Source organism: Streptomyces sp. NPDC096048 (genome assembly GCF_044763415.1).
GTDB lineage: Bacteria > Actinomycetota > Actinomycetes > Streptomycetales > Streptomycetaceae > Streptomyces.
On record NZ_JBIWGG010000006.1, the window covers coordinates 452461 to 477781 of the forward strand.

Annotated in this window: 15 protein-coding genes and 1 pseudogene; 11 read left to right on the forward strand and 5 right to left on the reverse strand. The window is 75.2% G+C overall.

The window, feature by feature from the left end; all coding sequences use genetic code 11:
- Positions 1-28 precede the first annotated feature (28 nt).
- Positions 29-1255, reverse strand: a complete 1227-nt coding sequence (locus ACIQ6R_RS19320) for a sensor histidine kinase (protein ID WP_404222582.1) — start codon at positions 1253-1255, stop codon at positions 29-31.
- A 318-nt stretch (positions 1256-1573) separates the two neighbouring features.
- Here ACIQ6R_RS19320 and ACIQ6R_RS19325 point away from each other — a divergent pair, with 318 nt between their 5' ends.
- Positions 1574-2143, forward strand: a complete 570-nt coding sequence (locus tag ACIQ6R_RS19325) for a heme-binding protein (RefSeq protein WP_404222583.1) — start codon at positions 1574-1576, stop codon at positions 2141-2143.
- Between the two features lie 80 nt (positions 2144-2223).
- Positions 2224-3627, forward strand: a complete 1404-nt coding sequence (locus ACIQ6R_RS19330) for a M1 family metallopeptidase (RefSeq protein WP_404222584.1) — start codon at positions 2224-2226, stop codon at positions 3625-3627.
- Positions 3628-3653: 26 nt separating this feature from the next.
- On the opposite strand, the gene ACIQ6R_RS19335 is transcribed toward ACIQ6R_RS19330, so the two are convergent.
- On the reverse strand, positions 3654-4649 hold the full coding sequence (locus ACIQ6R_RS19335) for a GNAT family N-acetyltransferase (RefSeq protein WP_404176206.1): 996 nt from the start codon (positions 4647-4649) through the stop codon (positions 3654-3656).
- A gap of 89 nt (positions 4650-4738) precedes the next feature.
- On the opposite strand from ACIQ6R_RS19335, the gene ACIQ6R_RS19340 reads away from it, so the two are divergent.
- A complete protein-coding gene (locus ACIQ6R_RS19340; protein ID WP_404222680.1) occupies positions 4739-5239 on the forward strand; it encodes a hypothetical protein in 501 nt (166 codons plus the stop codon).
- 39 nt (positions 5240-5278) lie between these two features.
- Here ACIQ6R_RS19340 and ACIQ6R_RS19345 read toward each other — a convergent pair whose 3' ends face one another.
- The gene (locus tag ACIQ6R_RS19345; RefSeq protein WP_404222585.1) at positions 5279-5977 is read right to left on the reverse strand and encodes a pentapeptide repeat-containing protein; all 699 of its coding nucleotides are present in this window, start codon (positions 5975-5977) and stop codon (positions 5279-5281) included.
- Positions 5978-6130: 153 nt separating this feature from the next.
- Here ACIQ6R_RS19345 and ACIQ6R_RS19350 point away from each other — a divergent pair, with 153 nt between their 5' ends.
- The 3 genes from ACIQ6R_RS19350 to ACIQ6R_RS19360 all read left to right on the forward strand — a co-directional run bounded on the left by ACIQ6R_RS19350 (position 6131) and on the right by ACIQ6R_RS19360 (position 9890).
- Positions 6131-7291 carry an NAD(P)-binding protein gene (locus tag ACIQ6R_RS19350; protein WP_404222586.1) on the forward strand — a complete coding sequence of 387 codons (1161 nt, stop codon included), beginning with the start codon at positions 6131-6133 and terminating at the stop codon, positions 7289-7291.
- A gap of 47 nt (positions 7292-7338) precedes the next feature.
- The gene (locus ACIQ6R_RS19355) at positions 7339-8319 is read left to right on the forward strand and encodes a zinc-binding dehydrogenase (RefSeq protein ID WP_404222587.1); all 981 of its coding nucleotides are present in this window, start codon (positions 7339-7341) and stop codon (positions 8317-8319) included.
- Between the two features lie 68 nt (positions 8320-8387).
- Complete coding sequence (locus ACIQ6R_RS19360; protein ID WP_404176217.1) at positions 8388-9890, forward strand: MFS transporter; 1503 nt, start codon at positions 8388-8390, stop codon at positions 9888-9890.
- 152 nt (positions 9891-10042) lie between these two features.
- Here the strand turns inward: ACIQ6R_RS19360 and ACIQ6R_RS19365 are convergent.
- Positions 10043-11452 (reverse strand): annotated as a pseudogene (locus ACIQ6R_RS19365) (NAD(P)/FAD-dependent oxidoreductase).
- A 141-nt stretch (positions 11453-11593) separates the two neighbouring features.
- Here ACIQ6R_RS19365 and ACIQ6R_RS19370 point away from each other — a divergent pair.
- A complete protein-coding gene (locus tag ACIQ6R_RS19370; protein WP_404222588.1) occupies positions 11594-12475 on the forward strand; it encodes an aminoglycoside phosphotransferase family protein in 882 nt (293 codons plus the stop codon).
- A gap of 118 nt (positions 12476-12593) precedes the next feature.
- Entirely contained in the window at positions 12594-17759 is a 5166-nt protein-coding gene (locus ACIQ6R_RS19375; RefSeq protein WP_404222590.1) for a hypothetical protein, read from the forward strand.
- Here the strand turns inward: ACIQ6R_RS19375 and ACIQ6R_RS19380 are convergent.
- Entirely contained in the window at positions 17750-21244 is a 3495-nt protein-coding gene (locus ACIQ6R_RS19380) for an AAA family ATPase (protein WP_404222591.1), read from the reverse strand. The genes ACIQ6R_RS19375 and ACIQ6R_RS19380 overlap by 10 nt on opposite strands.
- 357 nt (positions 21245-21601) lie before the next feature.
- On the opposite strand from ACIQ6R_RS19380, the gene ACIQ6R_RS19385 reads away from it, so the two are divergent.
- The 3 genes from ACIQ6R_RS19385 to ACIQ6R_RS19395 all read left to right on the forward strand — a co-directional run bounded on the left by ACIQ6R_RS19385 (position 21602) and on the right by ACIQ6R_RS19395 (position 25304).
- Positions 21602-22285, forward strand: a complete 684-nt coding sequence (locus ACIQ6R_RS19385) for a LuxR C-terminal-related transcriptional regulator (protein WP_404222592.1) — start codon at positions 21602-21604, stop codon at positions 22283-22285.
- Between the two features lie 152 nt (positions 22286-22437).
- The gene (locus tag ACIQ6R_RS19390; protein ID WP_404222594.1) at positions 22438-23133 is read left to right on the forward strand and encodes a DUF4255 domain-containing protein; all 696 of its coding nucleotides are present in this window, start codon (positions 22438-22440) and stop codon (positions 23131-23133) included.
- A gap of 161 nt (positions 23134-23294) precedes the next feature.
- Positions 23295-25304 (forward strand): ATP-binding protein, encoded by a 2010-nt coding sequence (locus ACIQ6R_RS19395; protein ID WP_404222681.1) that lies wholly within the window; start codon positions 23295-23297, stop codon positions 25302-25304.
- Positions 25305-25321 lie beyond the last annotated feature (17 nt).

Sequence of the window (25321 nt, forward strand, 5' to 3'; positions counted from 1 at the left end):
GGGAGCCCCAGCGGGTCGGCCGAAGCGGTCATCGGGGGGCCTCCAGCGGGTCGGCCGGGTCGGTTCGGGGCGCTTCCAGGGGGACGGCGGCGGACAGGACGGTGCCCTCGCCGGGGGCGGACTCGACGGTCAGGGTGCCGCCGAGCTGACGCAGCCGGGCGCGCATGGCGGGCAGCCCGTGTCCGCGCACCCCGGCGGGGGCGTCGGGCAGCGCGGCCGGGTCGAAGCCGTGCCCGTCGTCGGTGACGTCCAGGACGGCCTGGTCGTCGAGGAGGGTGAGGGTGAGCGCGACGGTGGACGCGCCCGCGTGTTCCCGGACGTTGGCCAGGGCTCCCTGGGCGATGCGCAGCAGGGCCGACTGGACGCGGTCGGGCAGCGATGGGGCGCGGGCGCCGTCGTCCACGTGGACGCGCACGGTGAGCTGGTCGCCGGACTCCCGCGCGGCCAGGGCGCGCAGCGCCTCCGCCAGGCCGCCGCCGCGGGCGAGGTCGGCGGGAGCGAGGTCGTGGACGAAGCGGCGGGCCTCGGCGAGGTTGTGCTCGGCGACGGAGGCGGCGCCCCGGACGTGGGTGCGGGCCTTGCCCGCGTCGGACTCCCAGACCCGCTCGGCCGCCTGGAGCAGCATCCGCTGGCTGGACAGGCCCTGGGCGAGACTGTCGTGGATCTCCATCGACAGCCGCTGGCGTTCGGCGAGGGTGCCCTCGCGGCGCTCCGAGGCGGCGAGTTCGCGGCGGGTGCGGATCAGGTCGTCGATCAGGGCGCGCTGCCGGGCCGCCTGCCGTTCGGTGTGCAGGAACACGGCGGCGGCGATCGCGGCGACGGCGGGCGGCGCGAGCAGCAGGTTCGGGTCGAAGCGCCCGGCGAGCCGGAACTGCGCGGCGACGACGAACACCGTCAGGACGGTCACCAGCACGAGCGCCGCCCGGGCCGGCAGGGTGCGCAGGCCGGTGTAGAAGAGGGGCACCGCGCACCAGGAGAAGCTGGGCGCGAGGACCACCAGCACCATCCACACCACGACCACCAGAGCCAGCCAGGCCAGGCGCCGCCGGGTGGACCGCGCCCCGGGGCCGCTCAGGACGGGGCCGAGCAGGTGCAGCACGGCCAGGGCGAGGGACAGGGCGAGGATCCACGGGGTGCGGGGCTCGCCGGGGTGGCGCAGCAGGAAGCGGGCCAGGGCGCCGCCCAGCAGCAGGAAGAACGCCACGTGCATGACGGCGCCGAGCCACCGGGTGTCCGGGTCGTACGGCTTCGGCATCCCACGCGCCTCCTGTGTCACCTTCGGGTCCTGCGGCTTCGTGTCCTGCAACCGGCTTCGTGTCCTACAACGTGCCGTAGGAGACCGCTGAGCTGGGCGGACACTCCCATGATGGTCCTTCGGGACGGTCGGCGGGTCAGCCGATCGGATGACCCCGGCGTCGTCCGTTCCGTCGCCCACGAGCACCCGGAACGGCGACCGCGCGCCCGGGGTGCGGGGCGGAGGGTGGAGAGCAGACGGAACCACCCCTCCCCGCCCCCTTCACCACCGCGATATCCCCCCGATATCCCACCCCAAGGACCCAAGGAGCAGACCACCATGAAGAAGACCCTCTCCCGGCGCACCCGCATCGCCACCGGCGGCGCCGTCCTCGCCGCCGTCGCCGCCGGCACCTTCGGCACGGTGGCGGCGAACGCCTCCGCGCCGCAGGCCGCCGAGGACTCCGCCGTGGCCGCCGCCCCCGCCGCCGCGGCCGGCAAGCGCGACACCACCACCTCCACGCACCTGACGATCGACGCCGCGTCCGAGGCGGCGCGGGCCGCGCTGAAGGCCGCCGAGAAGGAGGGCCAGCGGATCACGGTCGCGGTCGTCGACCGCAACGGCAACACGATCCTCACCATGCGCGGTGACGGCGCCGGCCCGCAGTCGTACGAGTCGGCCGAGAGGAAGGCGTTCACCGCGGTCTCCTGGAACGCGCCGACCAGCGAGCTGGAGGGCCGCCTGGAGAACGCCCCGAACCTGAAGGACATCCCGGGCACCCTGTTCCTGGGCGGCGGCGTCCCGGTCACCGCCGGCAAGGCCCCGATCGCCGGCATCGGTGTCGCGGGGGCCCCGTCCGGTGCCCTGGACGAGAAGTTCGCACAGGCGGGTGCGGCGGCGATCGACTAGCAACGCCCCACGCCACCCCAAAGAGCCCGACAGCCGGTCCCAGCGGGCGTTTCACGTGAAACGCCTCATAGGATCATGACGTGCGCACCGCCCGTCTGCTCGTAGCCGCCGCCACCGCAACCGCCCTCACGGCATGCAGCGGTGGCGGCGCCGTCGATGGCACCCCCGGAGGCCCGGGCGTGCGCGACCCGTACTTCCCGAAGGCGGGAAACGGCGGTTACGACATCGGGCACTACGACCTGACCCTCGCCTACGACCCCGACGCCGAGCACCTCAGCGGCACCGCGACGATCACCGCCCGCGCGACCCGGGACATGTCCGCCTTCAACCTCGACCTCAAGGGCCTGGACATCGAAGAGGTCACCGTCGAGGGCAAGGACGCCCGCTTCAACCGGGCCGGACAGGAGCTGACCGTCCGCCCGGCGGACGACCTGAAGGACGGGGAGACGTTCCGAGTGACCGTCCGCTACTCCGGCGACCCGGTGACGGTGACCGACCCCGACGGCTCCGAGGAGGGCTGGCTGCCCACCGAGGACGGCGCGGTCGGGCTCGGTCAGCCGACGGGCTCGATGGCCTGGTTCCCCGGCAGCCACCACCCCTCCGACAAGGCCACGTACGACCTCGCGGTGACCGTGCCGGAAGGGCTCGGGGCCGTCTCCAACGGTGAGTTGACCGGTGAGCGGACCCACGGCGGCCGTACGACGTTCACCTGGCACACCGCCGAGCCGATGGCGAGCCACGTCGTCACGGTCGCCGTCGGCGACTGGGAGACCGACCGCTCCACCACCGACGACGGCCTGCCGGTGTACACGGCCGTCGACCCGGAGCAGGCCGACGCGAGCCGGAAGGTCCTGGGGCGGATCCCCGAGATCCTGGAGTGGGCCGAGGAGAACTTCGGCCCGTACCCCTTCTCCTCCACCGGCGCGATCGTCGACCGGCCCGAGGACGCCGGCTACGCCCTGGAGACCCAGAACCGGCCCTACTTCCCCGGCGCCCCCGACACCGTCCTGCTCGTCCACGAACTCGCCCACCAGTGGTACGGGAACTCCGTCAGCCCGAAGACCTGGCGGGACATGTGGCTCAACGAGGGCTTCGCCACCTACGCCGAGTGGCTGTGGGAGGAGGACGAGGGCGGCGACACCGCGCAGGAGACCTTCGACGCGCTCTACGACGGGACCTACTACCCCGACGAGGACGCCAACGACTCGATCTGGGCGTTCCCGCCCGCCGACCCGCCCGACGCGGAGGACATCTCCGCGAGCCCCGTCTACCAGCGCGGCGCGATGGTCCTGCACAAGATCCGCCGAACGGTCGGCGACGACGCCTTCTGGGACCTCCTGCGGGGCTGGGCCGGCGCCCACCGCCACGGCAACGCGGACACCGACGACTTCACGGCGTACGTGGAGAAGTCGGCGCCGGACGAGGACTTCACGCAGATCTGGGAGGACTGGCTGTACGGGGACGGCCGACCGGAAAGCCCGTGAGGTGAGGCACCGGAGCTGCCCCGGCCTCAGCCCTCGAACGCGTCGAGCAGCCGGGCCAGGTCCGGCGGCCAGAGGGGTTCGGGGGCCTCGGCGAGTTCCTTCCGGGTCCACCACCGCCAGGTGAGGATGCCGTCCGCGGCGTGGGCGTCGGCGAGATGCGGGCCGGTGGGTTCGCGGCGGGGGCCGCGGGCGACGTAGATGTGCTCGTGCTGGCGGACGGGGCCGACACTGAGGTGGGTGAAGTCGTGTTCCCAGGTGCACAGCAGGGGCCCCGGCTCCAGGTCGGTCCAGCCGGTCTCCTCGCTCACCTCGCGCAGGGCGCCCTCGCGGGGGCCCTCGTCCGCCTCCAGTCCGCCGCCGGGCATCGCCCAGTGCACGCCGACCTCGACGTTGTCGTATCGGAAGAGGAAGACCGCGCCCTCGGGGTCGAGCACGGCGACGCGGGCGGCGCGGCGCGGGGTGCGCGGCGGCTCGCCCGCCCGTCCGCCCAGTGGTTTGCGCAGCACCGTGCAGGGACGGCCCAGGCGGTGGTCCGGGCGGTGGTCCGGGCGGTGGTCCGGGCGGTGGTCGACGGCCGCGTAGCCGAGGGCGGTCCAGAAGGCGAGCCCGTCGGCGTTCCCGTCGAGGACGGCGAGCCGTAGGGCGGTGCGGCCCGCGTCCCGGAAGCGGTCCTCGACGAGGGACGCGAGCCGCCTGCCGTACCCCTGCCGCCGCAGACCGGCGTCCACCATCAGCAGCCCGATCCACGGGTCCGGGTCGGCCGGATCCGGGTGCCGGTCGAGCGTGACCGCGACCCCGACCAGCCTGCCCGCGTCCCTGGCGAGCAGCACCTCGGCCCCGGGCCGCGCCAGCTCGTCGGCCAGCGCGGCCGCCACCTGCTCCGGACGGATGTCGTCCGGGTCCGGGAAGTCACCGCCGAGCGCGTGGAAGGCGCGGTTCGAGGCGTAGAGCGCGGTGAGTTCGGTGAGGAGGGGACCCGGGATGTCGCGGTCGGAGGTGAGCGGGAGGGGGGTGAGGATCACGTCCGTAACCTATCCGGTTCCGGCGTCGGCAGGTCCGCCGTCAGGGTCGGCCCGTGCCGATGACCCGCCGCCGTGACACCATCACCTGCGTGCTCGACATCGGCTACGCCCTCTCCACCCGCTTTCCCGATCCCCCGCAGACGGACTACCGCCGTGCGGACGTCCGGGCGCTGCGGCACGACCTGTTCTGCGGGGACGTGTACCTCGCCGACACCAAGGCGGACCGGGAGTTCTCCACAGCCTGGGGATGGGTGCCGGTGCTCGACTTCGCCTGGGCGCTGTGCGACATCGCGGAGCGCGTCGCCCGGGACCCGGCGGGGTCCCGGGCAGCCCGGCCGCAGCGGGCGGAGCTGGACTTCACCGAGTCCACCGACCGCCTGCTGTTCGAGCGCCGCTTCGGCTGGGTCGACATCGAGGCCGAGTGGCTGCCGGCGACCGAGCCCCCGCTCTCCTTCTCCCACGCCGAACTGCGCCGGGAGGCCCGCGACTTCCTGCACGACCTGATCGCCGACCTCACCGACATGCACGACGATCTGGCGGACAACCCGGCGATCTGGACCCTCCAGGCCCGCTTCCCGCGGGTCTCCTGAGCGCCTCGCCCCCCTCTTCGCGCCGGCGCCCCGCCCGCCCTACTCCCCCGCCAGCACCCGCACCCCCAGCTCCGCCGCCAGCACCGGCGCCAGGTCCAGCAGCTGGGCCGGGCTGATCACCGCCCCTCTCAGCCGGTCCACGCCCCGGGCCAGCTCCAGCGGGGCGGCGCCGCGCAGGTCGACGTCCGTGAGGGTCGCGGCGCTGAAGTCCGCCCCCTTCAGGGCGCAGTCGACGAACTCGACCCGCTCCAGGCGGGCGCCCCCGAAGTCCGGCTCGACCAGGACGCAGCCCTCGAAGACGACGTCCTTGAGCCGGGCCCGGCGCAGGTTCAGGTAGTCGATCTTGCCGCCGCGGATCAGCACCCGTTCCAGGACGGCGCCGTGCAGCTGGGTGCCGCCCAGGCGGGCGTCGAACACCTCGACGTCGCGCAGGGTCGCCTCGGCGAGCCGCGTGCCGACGCCCCGGACTTCGCGGAGGACCGAGTCGAGCAGCCGGGCCCGGGTCAGGGACGCCTCGTCCAGCGCGCACCCCGTGAGCGCGCAGTCCATGAAGCGGGCGCCGACGCCGTCCTGGCCGGCGAGGTCCGTGTCCCGGAACTCCAGCCCGTCGTAGTCCCCGTCCGGCTCCAGATCGCCTCCGTCGTGCGGCTCCAGCGGCGGCAGCCGCAGCGCGGGGCGCCGTGCCGCCCGCACCTTCGTCGCACCCGTACCGCCGCCGCCCGCCACTCTCCTCGCCATGCCCCCCATGCTGCACCCCGGCACTGACAGCCCGCTCCGACCTGCGCGAACGCCCCTTCTCACGGCCGCATGTCACATTCGGCACCCCCGCGCCGTCGTACTCGCAGACAGGCACCACACCAGGCGACCCCGACCCGAGGGAGACCCTCAGCCATGCATCGCATCACCGTCATCGGCGGCGGCTTCGCCGGACTGACCGCGGCCATCACCGCCGCCGAGGCGGGCGCCAAGGTCACCGTCCACGAGGCCCACCACACGCTCGGCGGACGGGCCCGGACGGCCGACGGCCCGTACCGGACCAACGACGGCCCGCACGCCCTCTACAACGGCGGCCCGCACTGGGCGTGGCTCAAGCAGCGCGACCTGATCGGTCCGCTCGCGCCGCTCCCGCCGCTGGAGGGGGCCCGGCTGCGGCTGCGCCACAAGGGCGTACTGCGCCGCACCCCGCCCTTCGTCATGCTCAAGCTGCTGCGCCGGTCCACGGGACAGGCCCCCGTGGACACCGATTTCCTGACCTGGGCGACCGGCGTCGCGGGTGAGGAGGGCGCCCGGGCCGCCGCCCACTACTGCGCCGTCGCCCTCTTCCACCACGACCCGGGGTCGCTGTCCGCCGCCTTCGTGCAGGAGCGGCTGCGGCGGGCCGCCAAGCTGCCGCCCGAGGCGCACTACCCGCGCGGCGGCTGGTCCGGGGTGATCGACCGGATGGCGGCCCTCGCGTGGAACCTCGGAGTCCGGGTGGAGACGCTGTCCCGCGTCGACGCGGTCCCGACCGGCTCCCCGGTCGTCGTCGCCACCTCTCTCGACGCCGCCCGCCGCCTGCTGGGCGACCCCGCGCTGACCTGGCCGAGCGGCCGCACCACCCTGGTCGACCTGGCGGTACGGACCCGGCGCGGCGACGCCTTCGCGGTCTCGGACCTGGACGCGCCGGGCTGGATCGAACGGTTCACCGCGCAGGACCGCACCCTGGCCCCGGCGGGCGAGCAGCTGATCCAGGGGCAGATCCCCATCGCGCCCGACGAGTCGAAGGCCGACGGCATCGCCCGCGCCGAGCAACTGCTCGACCTCGGCTTCCCCGGCTGGCGCGAGCGCCTCACCTGGCGGCGCGAGGCGCTCGCGAACGGCCGTACCGGCGCCGTCGACCTGCCCGGCACGACCTGGCGCGACCGGCCCGCCGTCGACCGGGGCGACGGGGTCTATCTCGCCGGTGACCAGGTCGCCGCTCCGGGTCTGCTGTCGGAGGTGTCGTTCAACAGCGCGCTGACGGCGGTGTCCCTGGCCCTGGGCCAGCGGGAGCTTGACCTCAAGCATGCTTGAGGTCGTTGGGTGGGACCCACACCGCCCGCCTCACCCTGGGGGATCCCATGCGCGCCATCCGCCTGCACGCCTTCGGCCCGGCCGAGAACCTCACCCTCGAAGAGGTCGCGGATCCGCGCCCGGGCCCGGGCCAGGTCCGGATCGCCGTCCGCGCGGCGGGCGTCCACCTCCTGGACACCGCCCTGCGCGAGGGCGTCCGGGGCCCGGCGCCCGAGCTCGCCGCCCTGCCCACGATCCCCGGCCGCAAGGTGGCGGGCGTCGTCGAGTCGCTCGGGGAGGCCGCCCCCGAGAGCCTGCTCGGCACGCGCGTCGTCGCGCACCTCGGATTCGCGCCCGGCGGCTACGCCGAACTCGCCGTCGCCGACCTCGCCCGGCTGCACGAGATCCCCGGGAACCTGGACTTCGCCGAGGCCGTCGCCATGATCGGGACGGGGCGTACGACGATGGGGATCCTGCAGTTCGCCGACCTCGGCCCCGGCTCCGTGGCCGTGGTCCCGGCCGCCGCCGGCGGTATCGGCACCCTGCTGGTGCAGTACGCCAAGAACGCCGGCGCCACGGTGATCGGGCTCGCCGGCGGCCCGGAGAAGGTCGCCCGCGTCGCCGCGAACGGCGCCGACCTCGCCGTCGACTACCGGGCCCCGCGATGGCCGGACAAGGTCCGCGCCCACCTGGGCGGCGGCGGCGCCACCGTCGTCTTCGACGGCGTCGGCGGGGACGTCGCCCGCGAGGCCGTCGCCCTGCTCGGGCCCGGCGGCAGGCACCTCGTCTTCGGCTGGTCGGGCGAGGGGCCGCACGACGGCGCCCCCTACCTCGTCGACGGCGTCTCCCAGCAGGTGCTCGGCCCGGTGATGACGGAGAAGGCCGGCGGTACCGACCCGCTGTGCACCCTGGAACTCCGCGCCCTCGCCGAGGCCGCCGAGGGCCGGCTCACCCCGGCCGTGCACCGCTTCCCGCTCGCCGGGGCCGCCGCCGCGCACCGCGCGCTGGAGACCCGGGCGACGACCGGGAAGGTGGTGCTGGAGCCATGACGGGCGGCAGGTGACGACCACCCACGCAACGGGATGCGATACGCCCCGATTCATGGTCTTCTGGCCAGATGAGTGGCACCCGGACAGGTGAGCCGGCCGCGCCCGCGGAGGCCGACCCCCGCCGCTGGTGGGGGCTGGTGGTGATCGCCCTGGCCCAGCTGATGGTCGTCCTCGACGCGACCATCGTGAACATCGCGCTGCCCTCCGCGCAGCGCGACCTGGGCATGTCCGACGGCAACCGCCAGTGGGTGATCACCGCCTACACCCTCGCCTTCGGCGGTCTGCTGCTGCTCGGCGGCCGGGTCGCGGACCTGGTCGGGCGTAAACGCACTTTCGTCATCGGCCTCATCGGCTTCGCCACCGCCTCCGCGATCGGCGGCGCCGCCACCACGTCGGCGATGCTCTTCGGCGCCCGCGCCCTCCAGGGCGTCTTCGCCGCCGTCCTCGCGCCGTCCGCGCTGTCCCTGCTGACGACGACCTTCACCGACCCGCGGGAACGCGGGAAGGCCTTCGGCATCTACGGCGCGCTGGCCGGCAGCGGCGCCGCCGTCGGTTTCATCGTCGGCGGCGTGCTCACCGAGTACCTGAACTGGCGCTGGTGCCTGTACGTCAACATCCCCATCGCCGTCGCCGCCGTCATCGGCGCCTTCGTCCTGCTGCACGACCGCCCCGGCCACACCGACGCCCGCCTCGACGTGCCCGGCGTGATCCTCGGCTGCGGCGGCCTGGTCGCCCTCGTCTACGGCTTCAGCGAGGCGCAGCCCCGCGGCTGGACCGACCCGCTGGTGCTGGCGCTGTTCGCCGCGGGCGCCGTACTCCTCGCGGTCTTCGTGTGGTGGCAGACACGCGCTCCGAGCCCCCTGCTGCCGCTGCACGTCATCCGCGACCGCAACCGCGCCGGCTGCTTCCTGACGATGATGCTGGCCGTCATCGGCATGTTCGGGTTGTTCCTCTTCATGACCTACTACCTCCAGGAGATCCTCGGCTACTCCCCGGTGAAGACCGGCCTGGCGTTCCTGCCGATGACCGCCGCGATCGTCATCGGCTCCACCCAGATCTCGGCCCGGCTGCTGCGCCGCGTGGGGCCGCGCATGCTGATGGTCCCCGGCATGCTCCTCGCCTCCGGCGGCATGGTGATCCTCACGCAGATGACCGTGGACTCGGCGTACGCCTCCGAGATCCTGCCCGCCCTGATCCTGATGGGCCTGGGTATGGGCCTGACCTTCATGCCGGTCTTCTCCACCGCCACCGCCGGGGTCGCCCCCAGGGACTCCGGCGTGACCTCGGCGACGGTCAACACCTCGCAGCAGGTGGGCGGCTCGATCGGCACGGCGCTGCTCAACACCATCGCCACCAGCACCAGCGCGTCCTACATCACCTCCCACCTCACCGACCCGTCCCAGCGGGAGTCGGTCGTCCGGGAGGGCATCGTCCACGGCTACACGGTCGCCATCTGGCTGGCCGCCGGCATCATGCTGCTGGCGGGCCTGGTCGCGGGCCTGATGGTGACGGCCAAGGCCCCGAAACACGGCACCCCGGCCGACCGGCCGGTGCCGGAACCGGTGGCCTAGGGGGCACGGGGGAAGGGGCCCCGCCGCCCGCGGGGCCCCGCAAGCGTCCCTCCCGCGTCCGCACGGGCGGGCAGGCGGGCCGCGTCAGCTCCGTCCCGCGTCCGCACGGGCGGGCACGTCAGCTGTGTCCCCCGTCCGCGCGGGCGGGCACGTCAGCTCCGGCCCGCCACGCGGTCCGCGATCCGCGCCAGCCGGGACGACCCGGCGCCGTGGCTCGTGCGTTCGCGCCGGTCGGCCTCGCGGTAGACGGCGTACATGCCCTAAACGCCGAGCCAGCGCAGGGGCTCCGGTTCCCAGCGGCGTACCCGGTGGTCCACCCACGGCAGGTCGGTGAGGTCGGTACGGCCGCCCTGTCCCGAGTCCCGCTGGACCAGGTCGCACAGGGTGCGGGCGGCGAGGTTGGCGGTGGCGACGCCGGAGCCGACGTAGCCGCCCGCCCAGCCGAGGCCCGTCGAGCGGTCCAGGGTGACGGTCGCGCACCAGTCGCGGGGCACGCCCAGGACGCCCGACCAGGTGTGCTCGATCCGCAGCCCGGCCAGGGCGGGGAAGAAGCGGACGAGGATCTCGCGCAGCGCCTCGACGGTCGCCGCTCGGGTAGTGCCGTCGTTGTCGGTGCGGGAGCCGAAGCGGTACGGCACCCCGCGCCCGCCCAGCGCGATCCGGCCGTCGGCGGTGCGCTGGGCGTACATGTAGGCGTGCGCCATGTCGCCGAGGGTCTGCCGGTCCGCCCAGCCGACCGCCTCCCACTGGGCGTCGGTCAGCGGCTCGGTGGCGATCATCGAGGAGTTCATGGGCAGCCAGGTCCGCCGCTGGCCCTTGAGGGAGGCGGTGAAGCCCTCGGTGCAGCGCAGGACGTAGGGCGCGCGGACGGTGCCGTACGGGGTGACCGCGTGCCGGGAGCGGATCTCCGTCACCGGCGTCGACTCGTGGATCGTCACGCCGAGGCGCTCGACGGCCGCCGCGAGGCCCTTCACCAGTTTCACCGGGTGCAGCCGGGCCCCGTGCGGCGTCCAGGTCGAGCCGACCGCGTCCGCGACCCTGATCCGCTCGGCCGTCTCCCGGGCGCCGTACAGCTCCCGGTCCTTCTCGCCGAAGGCCAGCTCGGCCTCGTGGAACGCCTTCAGCCGGGCCGCCTGCGCGGGCGTGCACGCCACTTCGAGCACCCCGCCCTTGTGGACGTCGGCGTCGATGCCCTCCGCGGCGGCGGTCCGGATCACCTCGTCGACGGTGTCGTTCATCGCCCGCTGGAGGCGCACCGCGGCCTCGTGGCCGTGGAGCTTCGCGTACCGGTCGCGGCCCGCGACGCCGTTGTAGAGCCAGCCGCCGTTGCGGCCGGAGGCGCCGTAGCCGCAGAACTTCTGCTCCAGGACGGTGATCCGCAGGAAGGGGGCGGCCCGCTTGAGGTAGTAGGCCGTCCACAGGCCCGTGTAGCCGCCTCCGACGATCACCACGTCCGCCGACGCGTCGCCGGTGAGCGGTTCCCGCACCTCCGCCGGGAGACCGTCGTCCGCGTACCAGTAGGAGATGCCACCGTTGACGACGCCGCTGGTCGAGCTGCTCATGGCCAGGACGTTAACCCTGGTGAACGGCGCCTGTCTCCTTCGGATTCCGTCGAATCTCCGGGCCTTCGGGGGCCGGAGGGGTGCCGTCGGCACCGGATAATCCCGTGACCGGGGTGCCGCCCGCCGGTAGCGTCGGCCGACGTGATCGACGTTCCGGACGCGCTCGCCGCCTCGCAGGCGAAGTACAACGGTGCGGCGGGCCGCGCCTTCATCGCCGGGCTGCCCGCGCTGGCGGCCGGTTTCCTGGACCGCTGGGAGCTGCGCCTCGACGGGCCCGCCATGCACGGCTGGGCGGCCCTGGTGCTGCCCGTCGTGCGCGGCGACGGCACACCGGCCGTGCTCAAGCTCCAGATCCTCGACGAGGAGACCGAGGGCGAGCCCGTCGCCCTGCGGCTGTGGGACGGCGACGGGGCGGTGCGGCTCCTCGACCACGACCCGGCCACCGGCACCATGCTCCTGGAGCGGCTCGACGCGTCCCGCATGCTCAGCCACGTCGAGGACTCCCGCGAGGCCGTCCTCGTCATCGCCCGGCTGCTCGCCCACCTCACCGCCACCCCCGCGCCGCCCGGCGTGCGCCGTCTCGGCGACATCGCGCGGCGGATGCTGGAGCGGACGCCGTGGGCCCTGGAGCGCATCGCGGACCCGGCGGACCGACGGCTGGTCGCGGACTGCGCCGCCGCCGTGCGCGAGGTCGCCGACGAGCCCGGCGACCGGCTGCTGCACTGGGACCTGCACTACGACAACGTCCTCGCCGCGGACCGCGCCCCCTGGCTCGCCATCGACCCCAAGCCGCTGGCCGGCGACCCCGGGTTCGACCTGCTGCCGGCCCTCGACAACCGTTACGACCCGAGCGAGACCCGGTGGCGTTTCGACGCCATGACCGACGTCCTCGGACTGGACCGGCAGCGGGCCCGCGCCTGGTCCCTCGGCCGCGTCCTGCAGAACAGCCTGTGGAACGTGCAGGACGGCGACCCGCTGGAGGCCGAGCAGCTGGAGATCGGGCGGCTCCTGCGGGCGGCGTGAACTGTCAAGGCCCGCTGGATGCACCGTGGTTGAACAGCGAAAGAGATCTCGTCGACGGTCTTCCCGAACCCGGTCACGTGCCCCGTACGGCCGCTTCCGCGTCCATACGCTGACGCGGGTGCGAGGACAGCGGCAGGGACAGCGGCAGACGGACGAGCGCCAGGACGGCGCCCGTGGGCGGAAGCCCTCGGTGCCCCGGCCGGAACGCGCGCCCGGCCTCGGTCAGGCCGGCGGCCACGGCCCGCGCTCCATGCTCGCGCTCCAGCAGAGCGCCGGCAATCTGCGGGCCACGCGGGCGATGCGGCCGAATACGGCGAACAGCGCGGCCGCGCCGGGCGGACCCGGCCTCAGCGCCGTGCCGGAGGCCGCCGAGCGCGGTCTGACCCTCCCCCCGTACCTGCTGGGCCTCCAGGCCCCGGGACTGTCCTCGACGTACGGGCTCACCGGGCACGACTTCGTCCGCACCGTCGAGGCCGGCGCCGTCGCGCGCGGCGACGGCACGGTCGCCGAGATCGCGGCGGAACTGGCCGCGAGGCCCGAGACGTTCTACGGGCAGGGCCGCGCGTTCGCCGTCGAGGGCGGCGAGGGGCGGGGCTGGTTCGACGTGACCGTCACCCTTTCCCCCGCCACCGACGAACGGCCCCCGGAGATCGAGCCGGCCGCCCTCGCGCAGGCCCGCCAGGACGCCACCAAGGTCGACGTGCACCACAACTCGGCCGCCACGGTGGGGGTCGGCTCGGGCGGCTCGACGAGCTACGGCGCGGGCGGGACCTTCTTCGGGCTCGCGCCCGTCGCGCCGGGCCTCTACCTGGGCGGCGTGGGCATGGCGCAGGCCCAGCCCTGGCAGTCCTCCCAGGAGAGCCGCGGCCAGAAGGGCGTGGCCGAACCGCGGGTGCTGCGCGGCGAGTCGGGGTCGGTCGAGGTGCCGCGCAGGGTGCGTTACGGCGTACGGATCCGGCAGCAGGACGCGGCGCCCGCGCCGCCCGTGTACGGCGCCGGCACGCTGACCATGCGGGTGCCGACCGAGAGCCTGGTGCCGTACGACACCGTCTCGCCCCCGGCGGCGGCGGGCCTCGCCGACCCGGCCCTGGCCAAGCGCGTCCGGCACGCCGGGTCCCTCGCCCCGGTCGCCGTCACCGACGGGGCCGGGCCGCACGCGGGCGGCGGCGGACTGTTCGACGCGGTGGCCTCCGTGCTGCACCCCTCGCTCACCCAGCCCGGCTCCCCCGGGCGGGCCCGCCTGTACGCCGCGACCTCCACCGCGACCGTGCTGGAGGACATGCCCCGGCTGCTCGGCAACGGCGTCGTCAGCGACGACCTGACCGGGCCGGACCCCCGTACGGCCGGCGCGTACCGGATGAGCGCCCGGATCGCCGGCCTCGCCCCCGGCTGGGCCGCCGGCGAGACCCAGCTGCGCACCCACGCCCACGCCCAGCACACGGCCGCCGACGCCGCGGGCAAGGGGCGCTCCGGCGCGATCGGCGCGGGACCGGCCGTCGGTGTCGGCGTGGCCATGAACGCCGCCGTCGCCCGGGCCGGGGCGATGCCCACCGCCGCCGCCCGCAAGGCCCGCTTCACCCAGTACGAGCAGACGACGGCCCGCCGGGTGGGCGCCGAGGTCCGCGGTGACAAGGTGCTCTACCTGGCCACCGTCGACCTCACCGTGGAGGGCACCGGGACCGGTTCCGCGGACATGCTGCTGGGCCGGGCCTCCCGGGTGGCGCACCACTCCCTCCGGATGTGGATGACGCTGCGGGCCGACGAGGCACAGGACCTGGGGCTGCCGCTGCCGCCCGGGGTGACCGCCGGCCCGCTCGTCACCGGACCGAAGCGGCGACGGGAGGGAGCCGGGGGCGGCCAGGAGACGGAGGAGGACGTCGAGCGTCACCTGCCGTTCGGGGCGATGGGGGCGAGCGTCGCGCTCGACAGGCTGGACACCACCGGAATGATCGCGTCCATCGAGAAGATGTTCGCCGCCGACCCCCGGCTGGAGGGCTTCCTGCCCCCGTTCGGCGACAAGCGGAGAGTGGGCACCCCCGCGGCGGAGGCCCAGGCCCAGCGGCACAACTACCAGGAACTGGTCACCCGGCTCTCGGAGACCAACCTGAAGGCGAACAAGGACCAGTTGCTGTCCACGGGCGTCCCGGTGCGGCTGCGCCGCAAGAGCCGTATGCACGCCCACGACGTGCAGATACGGGTCACCGGCACGCTCGGCGACGCCGAGTACGCCGGTGACATCGAGAAGTGGCTGGTGCGCAGCCACTCCGGCGTCGGCAGCAACCTCCAGAGCGGGCGGAGCAGTTCCCGGTCGGCCGGCTGGTCGGCGATCGGCCAGGTGCGGATCGTCCCCGGCGTCCTGACGGGCTCGGCCCGCCGCGACCGCACCCGCACCAGCGCCCGCCGCAACCAGGCCGGCCCCACCACCCGCAGCGACGTCCTCACCAACGGCTCCGAGGACGCGAGCGTCTTCTCGGCCCCGCTGAACCTCCAGGTGCAGGTGACCATGACGCACCGGCAGCGCAAGGCCCGGCGCTCGGTCCTGCCCGGCTCGCCGGGGCGCGACGTGCCCGAGCCCGAGCGCATCGCCCGGATGGACGTGGAGCAGCAGGACGTACGGCTGGTCACGCCCACGGAGTTCACCCTGGACGGCGACGAGAAACGGCACCTCGACGAGGAGCGGGCGGCGCGCGGGGCACGGCGGCGGGGGCCCGAGTGGCGGGTGGACGCCGCGGGCATCGGCGACCTGGCCGCGCTGACGCCCCGCCCGGCGAGCGGCCGCGCCCTGCGGAACTGGACCCTGGTGGAGACCGTCGGCTCCGGCGCACCGGTCCGGGCCATGGCCTTCGACCTGCTGGCCGGGGCGGCGGCCAGGGACAAGGGCGTCCGCGAGGACCGGGCACTGCAGACCGAGGGACTCGCACCCCGGCAGGCGATAGAGGAACGGCTCAGTCCGGGCGCGCTCACCGGGGCACTGCGACAGGCGGTGTCCGCGGGGTGGGTGGTGAAGAACCTGAAGTACCCGCGCCGGCTCGCCGCGCTGGACGGGGCGGTGGGCATGCGGCTGGCGCTGACCAACCCGCGCGTGATGCACGAGGGTGCGGGGCCCGGTACGGAGACCTTCCTGCTCGGCGGCCACCAGTCCGGCGGCCAGCAGGGGCGCGGCACCACCACGACGTACCAGGGCGGGTTGATGGGCGTGCAGAACGGTGCCGAGTGGCGCACCGGACAGGGCGCGGCGGTGACCCGGAGCAAGGGGGAGAGCAGCGCCGGGGGCGTCACCGTGTCCGGCACGGTGGAGCGCAACGCCCACACCCCGCGCAAGGCCCCGCTCTACCTGGTCCAGTGCGACCTCCTGGTCACCATGGTCGCCGAGGTCAAGGTCACCGGCGGCGGCCCGTACGTGACCAAGGAGGCGCGGACGCTGCCGGGCGAGGTGGGGGTGTGGCTGACGGCGGAACAGATGTCCTCGCAGGGGCTGCGGCTGCCGAAGCCGGCGGCGGGGGCGGGGGCGCCGGGGGCGGAGAACGCGCTCACACCCCGGCAGGACCGGACGAGGACGGAGACGGAGACGGGGACACGGACGGGGACGGGGACGGGGACGGGGACGGGAACGGAGGCTGCGGGGTCCCGGCGGGCCGGCGGACGGGCGGTGGACCGGCAGGATGGCGCGCCGATGGTCCCGCCCGCCGACCCCGCCCGCACTCCCGCGGAGCCCGTGCCCGATCTCGACGCCCGCCTGCCGCTCGGTATGGGCATGGTCGAGAACCTGCCGAACTTCGCGCCGCTGCTCACGGAGCTGCGCGCCGCCCTCGCCCGCCGCGACAAGTCCCTGGCGGCGGACCTGCTGCCGCATCGGCAGCTGGACGATCCCCACGACAACGTGCAGCGGCTGCTGCGCGTCCTGGACCGGGACGGCTCCGAGGGGCTCCTGTCGAGCGCCATGGACGGCGGCGTCACCGTGGAGCTGTTCGACGGCCGCAGGACGCCGTACTGGGCGGTGTTCCGGGTCCGCCGGTCGGGCCCCGGCAGGTTCGCCGAGATGGCGACCGACAAGCGCGACATGGAGTACATCACCTCGGCCACCACCCAGCGGACGGACTCCCAGGAGCAGGGCGGCTCGCTCGGCGCGGAGGGCGTCCTCGCGGGCTCCGCCAAACCGGACGGCGGCGCCGGGGTGCTCAAGAGCACCGGCGGTGTCGCGGGCCTGGGCGCCGCCACGGCCGACTCGCGGCGCAGGGGCTCGGCCTCCCGCTCCCAGGTGGGCATGAAGCTGGTCGCGGACTCCTCCTCGGGCCCGGCGAAGATGCGCGTACCGGTCGACGCCTCGCTGGAGCTGCACTCGGCGAAGGGCCGGGTGGCTCTCGCCCAGTTGGGGCGCAAGGAGTTGATCCACCGCGTGCCGAAGGACGACCTGACGGCCCTGGCCCGGCTGGAGCCCGTCACCGCCCCGCCGGCCGACGAACGGCCGCCCGCCGCCGCGGACGCCGACCCGGCCCGGCTCGGCGCCTGGCGCGCCGGAGGAGTCACGCTCCCACCGGAAGCGCAGGTCAACGGCTTTCAGGGAGCGCCGCAGGTGCGGCAGTTGGTGGACGCGGCGGTGAAGGAGGCCGGCGGCGGCCACCGTTACCGCGACAAGGGGCAGTCCGCCGCGTACACCCTCCAGGAGGCCGTCTCCACCGAGTGGCTGATCTCGGCGCTGCCGCTGCTGACCAACGCGGGGGCGGAGCTGCCGCCGGTGCACGCGAGCGGGCTCCAGGGCCAGGATCTGCGGGCTTCGGTGCACGCGCGGCTGCGCGCCGGCAAGGTGCTCGGCGCGGGTGCCAGGATGTCGTTCGAGGCGATCGCGCCCAGTGGCCCGGAGGGCCCCCGGCCCACTCAGGAGGACGGCCAGTACTCGGCGGACCGCGGGCGGGCGGGGCGCGGACTGTTCGGTGCGGGTCTGCTCAACGCCACCGAGTTCCGGCTCAACCAGGCCCTGGCCAACGCGGACAGCGCGGGCGGGGCGGCCGGCCTGACGGCGAACGGCTCGGGCTCGATGCCGGTGCACAAGCCCAAGCAGCGGTCCGTCCTCGTCCAGTTCACGGTGGACGTCAGAGTGGTGGCGCGGGTCGTGGCACGCGGCACGCACCGGACCGGGACGGCGGTACGGGAACTGACCCTGCCTACGCCGGTGGTGGTGCGGATGCCCGAGCCGGTCGCCCGGCGGCTGCTCGCCGAGACGGCGGACGACGGCAGGCTCCGGGCCGACGAAGGGCGCCTCGCACCGGCCGACCCTCAGTCCTGAGGGGTGTTGCGTGCGGGGCCCTGAGCGGTGTTCCGTGCCGTGTCGTGGGTGGCGCTCCGTGCCGTGTCGTGGGTGGCGCTCCGTGCGGTGGGGCGCGCGTCCCCGGGCCGGCCTCCCCCTCCCCCGCCCCCGCCCAGCGCGCCGGGCAGCTCGGTCCTGCGGCGTATGCGCAGCTTCCGGTACGTGCTGGTCAGGTGGGTCTCCACGGTGCGCCTGGCCAGGTGCAGCAGGTCGGCGATCTCGGTGTTCGTCCGTCCGTCGGCGGCCAGTTCGGCGATGCGGCGCTCGCTGCCGGTCAGCGCCCCGGAGCCGGTCCGGGCCGTCACCGGGCCCCGGGCACCGCTCTCCCGCAGGGCCTGCCCGGCCATGGCGAGCAGCCGCAGGGCGCCCTTGCGTTCGGCCAGCTCCGCCGCCTCGCGCAGGCAGTCGCGCGCGCGGCCGCGGTCGCCGGTGGCGGCGAGCTGACGGCCCTGGGCGATGAGCGCCGGGATCAGCTCCATGTGGGTGTCGACGGGCGCGTCCCGCAGGGTCCGTACGGCCTCCTCGGCCAGCTCCAGGCCGCGCCGCCCGCCGGTCGCGCTGCCCAGCACGCGCAGGGCGCGGCCCACCGTGCGCGGGGTGTTCCACACCCGGGCCAGCCGCAGTTCCTCCGTCGCCAGGGCCAGTGCCTCCTGGCCACCGCCCAGCGCCAGCCGGCACTCCGCGATCGCCGTCCGCCACGGGGTGACGACCGGGCTGACCACCTCGCGGGCGGTCTGACGCCGACCGCACTCCAGGAAGTCGTGGAGCGCGCCCGCCGGGTCGCCGGTGGCGGCGCGCAGCACGCCCCGGGCGTAAAGGAAGCGGTTCAGCTCCCAGTTCTCCGGCACCTCGCGCAGGTCGAACCGGTCGGCGAGGCGCCGCGCCTCGTCGGTGCGGCCGGTGTGGACCAGCGCCATCACGGCGTGGGCGTCCCGGTTGGAGGGCCCGGTGCGGGACGGTGCCTGGCCCCCCGCCGCGTCGCCGGTGGCGAGCAGCCGGGCGTGGTGGCCGCGGGCCCCGGCGATGTCCGCGCGGGTGTTGAGGAGCGCGTGCTGCATCGGGTGCAGGAGGGCGGGGTGCTGTCCGGCGAGGCCGCGCTCCACGAGCCGGTCCGCCTCGTCGAGTTCGTCGGCCCACTGGGCGACCGCGGCGGCCGTGCCCAGCAGGAAGGGCTCGGCGAGCGGGTCGGTGGGCTGCGCGAGCAGGGCCCGTACGCGAGTCATCGCCTCCTCGGCCGAGATCAGCGCGGCCGTCGCCGCGTACCGCACGAGCAGGGCCTGTCCGGCGGTGCCCACCAGTTCCGGGGAGTTCTCGCCGGTCTCGCACAGCCACCGGTACACCTCCTGCCGGGTCGCCAGGTCCTCGTCGGACAGCAGCAGGCCGGCGGTCTGCACGGTGCGGGTCAGACCCGGGTGGCCGGACAGCCCGCCCTCGGTGCGGCGCAGCACCTCCATGGCCGTGCGGATCTCGCCGCGGCCGGCCAGCGCGGTGCCGAGGGCGACGGCCGTACGCACCCGGTTGCGGGGATCGGCCGGCAGGTGCTGCGCCTCGGCGAGGCGCGCGATGGCCGCCGGGGTGTCGGCCGACGCGTACTCCAGGGAGCCGAGTTCGGTCAGCAGCCGCTGACGGAGGTCGTCCGGCAGCGGCTCGTCGAGCACCCGGCGCAGGTAGCCGACGGCGTCGTCGGGCCGGGCGTCGTGCACGGCGACCGTGACCGCGTCGCGCAGGACGCGCAGCACCCAGGGCAGGCCGACGACCGACGTCCGCAGCAGATGCCGGGCGACCGCCTCGACCCGGTCGCCGCGGCGCAGCATCGCCTCCGCCGCCGCCCGGTGCGCCGCCTCCCGGCGGGGCCTGGGCCAGCCGGTGAGCACGGCGTCGCGCAGCAGCGGGTGAGCGTAGCGGGGGCGGCCGTCGGCGTCCGGGCGCAGCAGTCCCAGCCGGGTCATCGCGGCGAGCCACCCGGCGACCCGCGCGGGATCGGCACCTGCCGCGTCGGCGAGCAGGTCGACCGGATCCCCGGCCTCCGCCTCGGCCGCACGCCCCCGGGGAGAGTGGGAGGCCTGCCCCGGCACCGTCCGGTGCGGTGCGTCGGGGGGCGGCGCGGAGACGCGGCCGTTCTGGGGGTACGGGGCGTACGACTCGTTCGCGGCGTACGAGGCGTAAGACGTGGGCTCTGTGCGCTGGGCGTGGAGGGCGTGCGGGTCGGGCCGCGTGTTGGGGGTGTGCTGCGCGGGCTGGGCGTACGGGTCGTGCGGCGCGGGCTGTGCGAAGTGGGCGCCCTGGCCGGACTGCGCACCCTGCGCGGACTGCCCGCCCTGGTCGCGCTGTGCGGACCGGGTGTGCCGCGCCGCATCCGTGGGCCGGTCATGCCGGCTGAACTGGGCACCCTGCCCGGGCCGCACATCCTGGTCGCGCCCCGCGTACTCCCCGTAGCCCGCGTGCTCCCCGTAGCCCGCGTACTCCCCGTACCCCCCGTACTCCGCCGACTGACCGCACCGGTCACGCCGCGCGGACGTGGCGGGCGGCGTGGCGACCCGCGCATGCTCGTCGTGCCGGTCGTGTCCCGCGTGGTGCGCGTAGTCGGGTACGGCGGCAGCGTGGCTCGGCTCCGTGCCGGGTGGCCACGCCTGTTCCAGTGCCGCGAGGCAGCGGGCGACGTCGGCCGTGGCGGGGCCGGCGCTGTTCAGCCACCAGGAGACGGCCGCCGGGTAGGTCCCGGGGTACAGCGCGGCGCAGGTGTCGGGCAGCGGCGGCGCGCCGTCGGGTGCGGAGCCGTCCTGCCGCGGGATGCCGCCGAGGTCGTCGAGCAGGGCGTGCAGGAGCAGCGGGCTGCCGGCGCCGGCCCGTACGCACTCCTGTGTCCAGCCCGGTCCGGCCCCGGGAAAGGCGGCGCGGACCAGCCCGGCCGCCGCCGCGTCGCTGAGCGGCGCGAGGGTGTGCGTGCGCACGAGGGAGGGTGACAGGGCCTGCGTGAGTCCGGCGGGCCGCGGCTCGATGTCGTACTGGCTGCGCTCGGTGGCCACCAGCAGTACCGGTAATCGATCGACGCGCCGGGCCGCCTCGATCAGCCAGCGCCGCGAGGCGTCGTCGGCCAGGTGGACGTCGTCGACGGCCACCAGCAGCGGGCCCTCGTCCGCGTACGAGCGCAGCAGCCGCCACAGCCGGGCCGCGCTGCCGCGGTCGTCGCCGCCCGGCGCCAGGTCCGTGAACTCCGGTACCGGACCGAGGAGGTGGAGGACCGTGGCGAAGGGGACGCCGGTGTCCTCGGGTGAGCAGCGTGCCCGCAGCACCCGCAGTCCGAGGTCCCCGGCGTGCCTGGCGGCGGCCTCCAGTACGGCGGTGCGGCCGGTGCCGGTGGCCCCGCGCAGCAGCACGAGGCCGCCGGTGCCGCCCCGGGCGCGTTCGGTCTCGGCCGTGAGCAGCGCCAGGGCGTCGTCGCGTTCGCGGAGCGGTCCGGTCATCGGTGCCTCCTGTGGTGGATGGTGCTGCCCCGGCATGTGAGACGTAGGAATGCGGACGCGGGTGGTGTGAGGTGGCCCACGAACAGCGACGGCATCCCGTGGCCCGGGCGGTGGCTGTGGCGAGGCTCACGGTGGTGCGCACCCCGCCCCACGGACCCGCGCCCCTCTGCGCAAGGCCCTTCTGACCTGCTGGAACGTCCGCCCGGCGGCCCGCTCGGGAAGGTTTCCGCACTGGTCTCGTGGTGTGCCTCGTGGTGCTCCACGATTGCGCAGCCCCAGCCGTCACAGAAGTGTGGAACACGCTCATCCGCAACCGGCCTGCGCCGAACGGCGGGCTCGTGAACAGGGGGGAAACGGTTGCTCAACTCACCCCGCACCACCACCACATCGACCCTCGGCGCCGGCCGAGCCGTCGGCGTCACCGACCCGCGCGTCCCGGTGGCGGTGTCCGCTCCGGACCCGATCAGCCGCGAGGGCGCGGTCAGCCAGTTGCGCCGGCACCCGGAGATCGACCTGCGCGAGGAGTCCGGCCCCGGCACGGTGGCCCTGCTCATCGAGGACGCGCTCGACGAGTCGGCGCTCACCCGGCTGCGCCGCATCGTGCGCAGCGAGGGCGCGCGCGCCGTGCTCGTGGTCGGCGCGATCCGGGAGAGCGAGCTGCTGGACGTCGTCGAGTGCGGCGTCGGCGCCATCGTCTGGCGGCACGAGGCCACCGCCCACCGGCTGGTGCAGGCGGTACTGGCCGCTTCCCGCGGCGACGGCGACCTGCCCGCCGACCTGCTCGGCCGGCTCATCAGCCAGGTGGGCACCCTGCACCGGGGCGCGGCGGGCCGCCCCGGCGCCCCCTCGCTGGGTCTCGCACCCCGCGAGGTGGACGTCCTGCGACTGGTCGCCGAGGGCCTCGACACCGGAGAGATCGCCGGCAAGCTGTCCTACTCCGAACGGACCGTCAAGAACGTCATGCACGGACTCACCACGCGACTCCATCTGCGCAACCGCGCGCACGCCGTGGCCTATGCCCTGCGGGAAGGCTACATCTGACCGAACGGGCAATCGAGGGCGGCCCCTCGGGGCCGCACGGGCAGGGCGGCCTGCCCGGCCGCCGTCCCCGGCGCGCCTGCGGGCGGGACGGCACCCGGGGCACGATCGGGGGCGGACGGCGGCGGGCGAGACGGCAGGGCGGGAGCGCGAGAGTGATCCACGAGGTGGACGAGGTGCTCAAGAGCCTCCTCGGCGGCGGGGCGCTGACGGGCTCGGGCATCGACGTGTCCTTCGAGGCACCCACCCGTGACTGGGCGGCCCGGCGCAACGCCCCTGTGGTCAACGCGTACTTGTACGACATCCGGGAGGACGTGGCCCGGCGCCAGAGCGGACGGGTGTCGGTGCGCGACGAGCGGGACATCGAGGTGCGGCGCCGCCGGCCGCCGCGCTGGTTCCGGCTGTCGTACCTGGTGACGGCCTGGACGAAGACCCCGCAGGACGAACACCGGCTGCTGTCCGCCGTACTGGCGACCCTGCTGCCGCGTGAGGTCCTGGCCCCCTCCGAACTCCCGCCCGCCCTGCGGGCACTGGAGCTGTCGATGCCACTCACGGTGGCTGGCACCCAGACGGAGTCCCGTTCCCTCGCCGAGATCTGGTCCGCCCTCGGCGGCGAGCTGAAACCGTCCCTCGACCTGGTGGTGTCCGTACCCTTCCCCGCCTTCCCGGAGTACGACGCCGGGCCTCCGGTCACCGAGGGCGCGGTGGTCCGGGTACGCGAACTGCCCGGCGAAGCGGCGCAGTCCGGCGAGCGCTCCCACCGGCCCCACCAGGTGGCCGCCGCCCGCGCCGCCCGCACGAACGCGGCCCGGCGCGAGGACGCGGCGAACCGCCGTACGGACCAGCGGTGAACGCCCCCACCGAGGACGCGACGACATCCGCCGCCTCCGGCACCCCGACGAACGACCCGTCCGGCCCGTACGGCCCGTACGACTCGCAGGACTCGCACGGTTCGTACGACTCGCAGGACTCGTACGGTTCGTACGACTCGCACGGCGATCCCGCGCACGCCCTGCTCGCCCATCTCGCCGTCCTGCGGGAGCGGGTGACCGCGCTGGTCGAGCACCGCGCCGCCACCGATCCCACGGCCGACGACCCGTTGCGCGGCCTGTACCTGTCCGATGACGCCGTACGCCACCTGCTGCGCACCTGGCCGTCCGCCGACGCCGGTGCAGGCCCCGACGGCAGCCAAGCTCCCGAAGGCCCCGACGCCGCCCCGCCGCACGCGCCCGCCGTCGACCCGACCGGTCCCGGAGACCGGCTGGCGTCGCTGGCCGGGGGGACCGGGCTGACCGAGCTGGACACCGCCGTCCTGCTCATCGCCCTCGCCCCCGACGTCGACCGCACCTTCGAGCCGCTCTACGGCTACCTCAACGACGACGTGAGCCGCCGCCGCGCCACCGTGGGCCTCGCCCTCGACCTGTGCGGGGCGCCCGCCCACCTGGCGGCGGTCCGGGCCCGCTTCCACGCCTCGGCACCGCTGCGCGCCCTCGGCCTGCTGGAGGTCGAGGAGCCCGAGCGGCCCTTCCTCACCCGCTCGTTGCGGGTCCCGGACCGGCTGGCCGGCCATCTGCTCGGCGACGACACCCCGGACGCCGCACTCCTCGGCCGGCTGCACCCGATGCCGGACCCGCTGCCCGCGGGCGCCGACGCCGAGGAATTCACGCGCCGCCTGGCCGCACGCCTGCACGACGGCCCGCTCACCGTCTACCTGCGCGAACAGCGCGAGGGTGACGGGCCGGCCGCCCTCGCCTCCGTCCTGCGCGCCGCGGGCCTCGACGCGCTGTGCTGCTCAGGAGCCGAGGACGACCTCTCGACCGTTCCCGAGCTGCTGCGCGAGGCACGTCTCAGCGGCCGGGCCGTCGTGGTGTCCGGCCTGCCCGGCCAACCGGGCGCGCTGGTGCGGGCGCTGACCGCGGCGACGGACGTGACCGTACTGCTGACGGACCCCCGCCCGTACGATCCGCAGTGGGCACCCCACGACCCGCTGGTCCTGGACGCGCCGGGCCGCCGGGCCGGCGGAGCGGCCGCCTGGCAGGCCGCGCTGGGCCCGGACGCCGACGGGTTCGACCTGGCCACCGCGGTCGCCCCCTACCGCCTGGGCGGCGACCGGATCCAGCGGGCCGCGCACGCCGCCCGCGCCCTCGCCGCCTTCGACGGCGGCCCGGTAACCGCCGACCACGTCCGGCTGGCGGCCCGCCGGCAGTCGGCCTCCGGCCTGGAGAGCCATGCCCGGCGGATCCGCCCCGCCGTGGACTGGCGGGACCTGGTCCTGCCCGAGGCGCCCCTCGTCCAGCTGCGCGAACTCGCCCTGCGCGCCCGCCACCGCGACCGCGTCCTCGGCGACTGGCGGCTCAGCGCGGGCGGTGGACGCGGCCGGGGCGTCCTCGGCCTGTTCGCGGGCGAGTCCGGCACCGGCAAGACCCTGTCGGCGGAGGTGGTGGCCGCCGACCTGGGCCTCGACCTCTACGTGGTCCAGCTGTCGTCGATCGTGGACAAGTACGTCGGGGAGACCGAGAAGAACCTCGAACGGATCTTCACGGAGGCCGACCGCACCGACGCCGTGCTCCTCTTCGACGAGGCCGACGCCGTCTTCGGCAAGCGCTCCGAGGTCAAGGACTCGCACGACCGGTACGCCAACATGGAGAGCGCCTACCTGCTCCAGCGCCTGGAGTCCTTCGACGGCATCGCCCTGCTCACCACCAACCTGCGCGCCAACATCGACGAGGCGTTCACCCGGCGCCTGGACCTGGTGGTCGACTTCCCGTTCCCGGACGCCGGTCAGCGGCTCGCGCTGTGGCGGCACGGGCTGTCGCACGTGCCGTCCGCCGACGGCATCGACCCGGCCCCGCTGGCCCGGGACTTCGAGCTGGCGGGCGGGTCGATCCGCAGCGCGGTGGTCACCGCCGCCTACCTCGCCGCCGGACGCGGGGACCACGTGACGGCGGGCGACCTCCTGGAGGGCGCCCGCCGCGAGTACCGCAAGGCCGGGCGTCTGGTGCCCGGCGAAGGCGGCTGGTGACCGTCAGCCCATCCGGG

Bases quoted from the DNA above. Each gene is read 5' to 3' on its own strand.
- ACIQ6R_RS19350 (WP_404222586.1), top strand. From the start codon at position 6,131: ATGCATCGCATCACCGTCATCGGCGGCGGCTTCGCCGGACTGACCGCG.
- ACIQ6R_RS19320 (WP_404222582.1), bottom strand. From the start codon at position 1,255: ATGCCGAAGCCGTACGACCCGGACACCCGGTGGCTCGGCGCCGTCATG.
- ACIQ6R_RS19355 (WP_404222587.1), top strand. From the start codon at position 7,339: ATGCGCGCCATCCGCCTGCACGCCTTCGGCCCGGCCGAGAACCTCACC.
- ACIQ6R_RS19380 (WP_404222591.1), bottom strand. From the start codon at position 21,244: ATGACCGGACCGCTCCGCGAACGCGACGACGCCCTGGCGCTGCTCACG.
- ACIQ6R_RS19325 (WP_404222583.1), top strand. From the start codon at position 1,574: ATGAAGAAGACCCTCTCCCGGCGCACCCGCATCGCCACCGGCGGCGCC.
- ACIQ6R_RS19360 (WP_404176217.1), top strand. From the start codon at position 8,388: ATGAGTGGCACCCGGACAGGTGAGCCGGCCGCGCCCGCGGAGGCCGAC.
- ACIQ6R_RS19345 (WP_404222585.1), bottom strand. From the start codon at position 5,977: ATGGCGAGGAGAGTGGCGGGCGGCGGCGGTACGGGTGCGACGAAGGTG.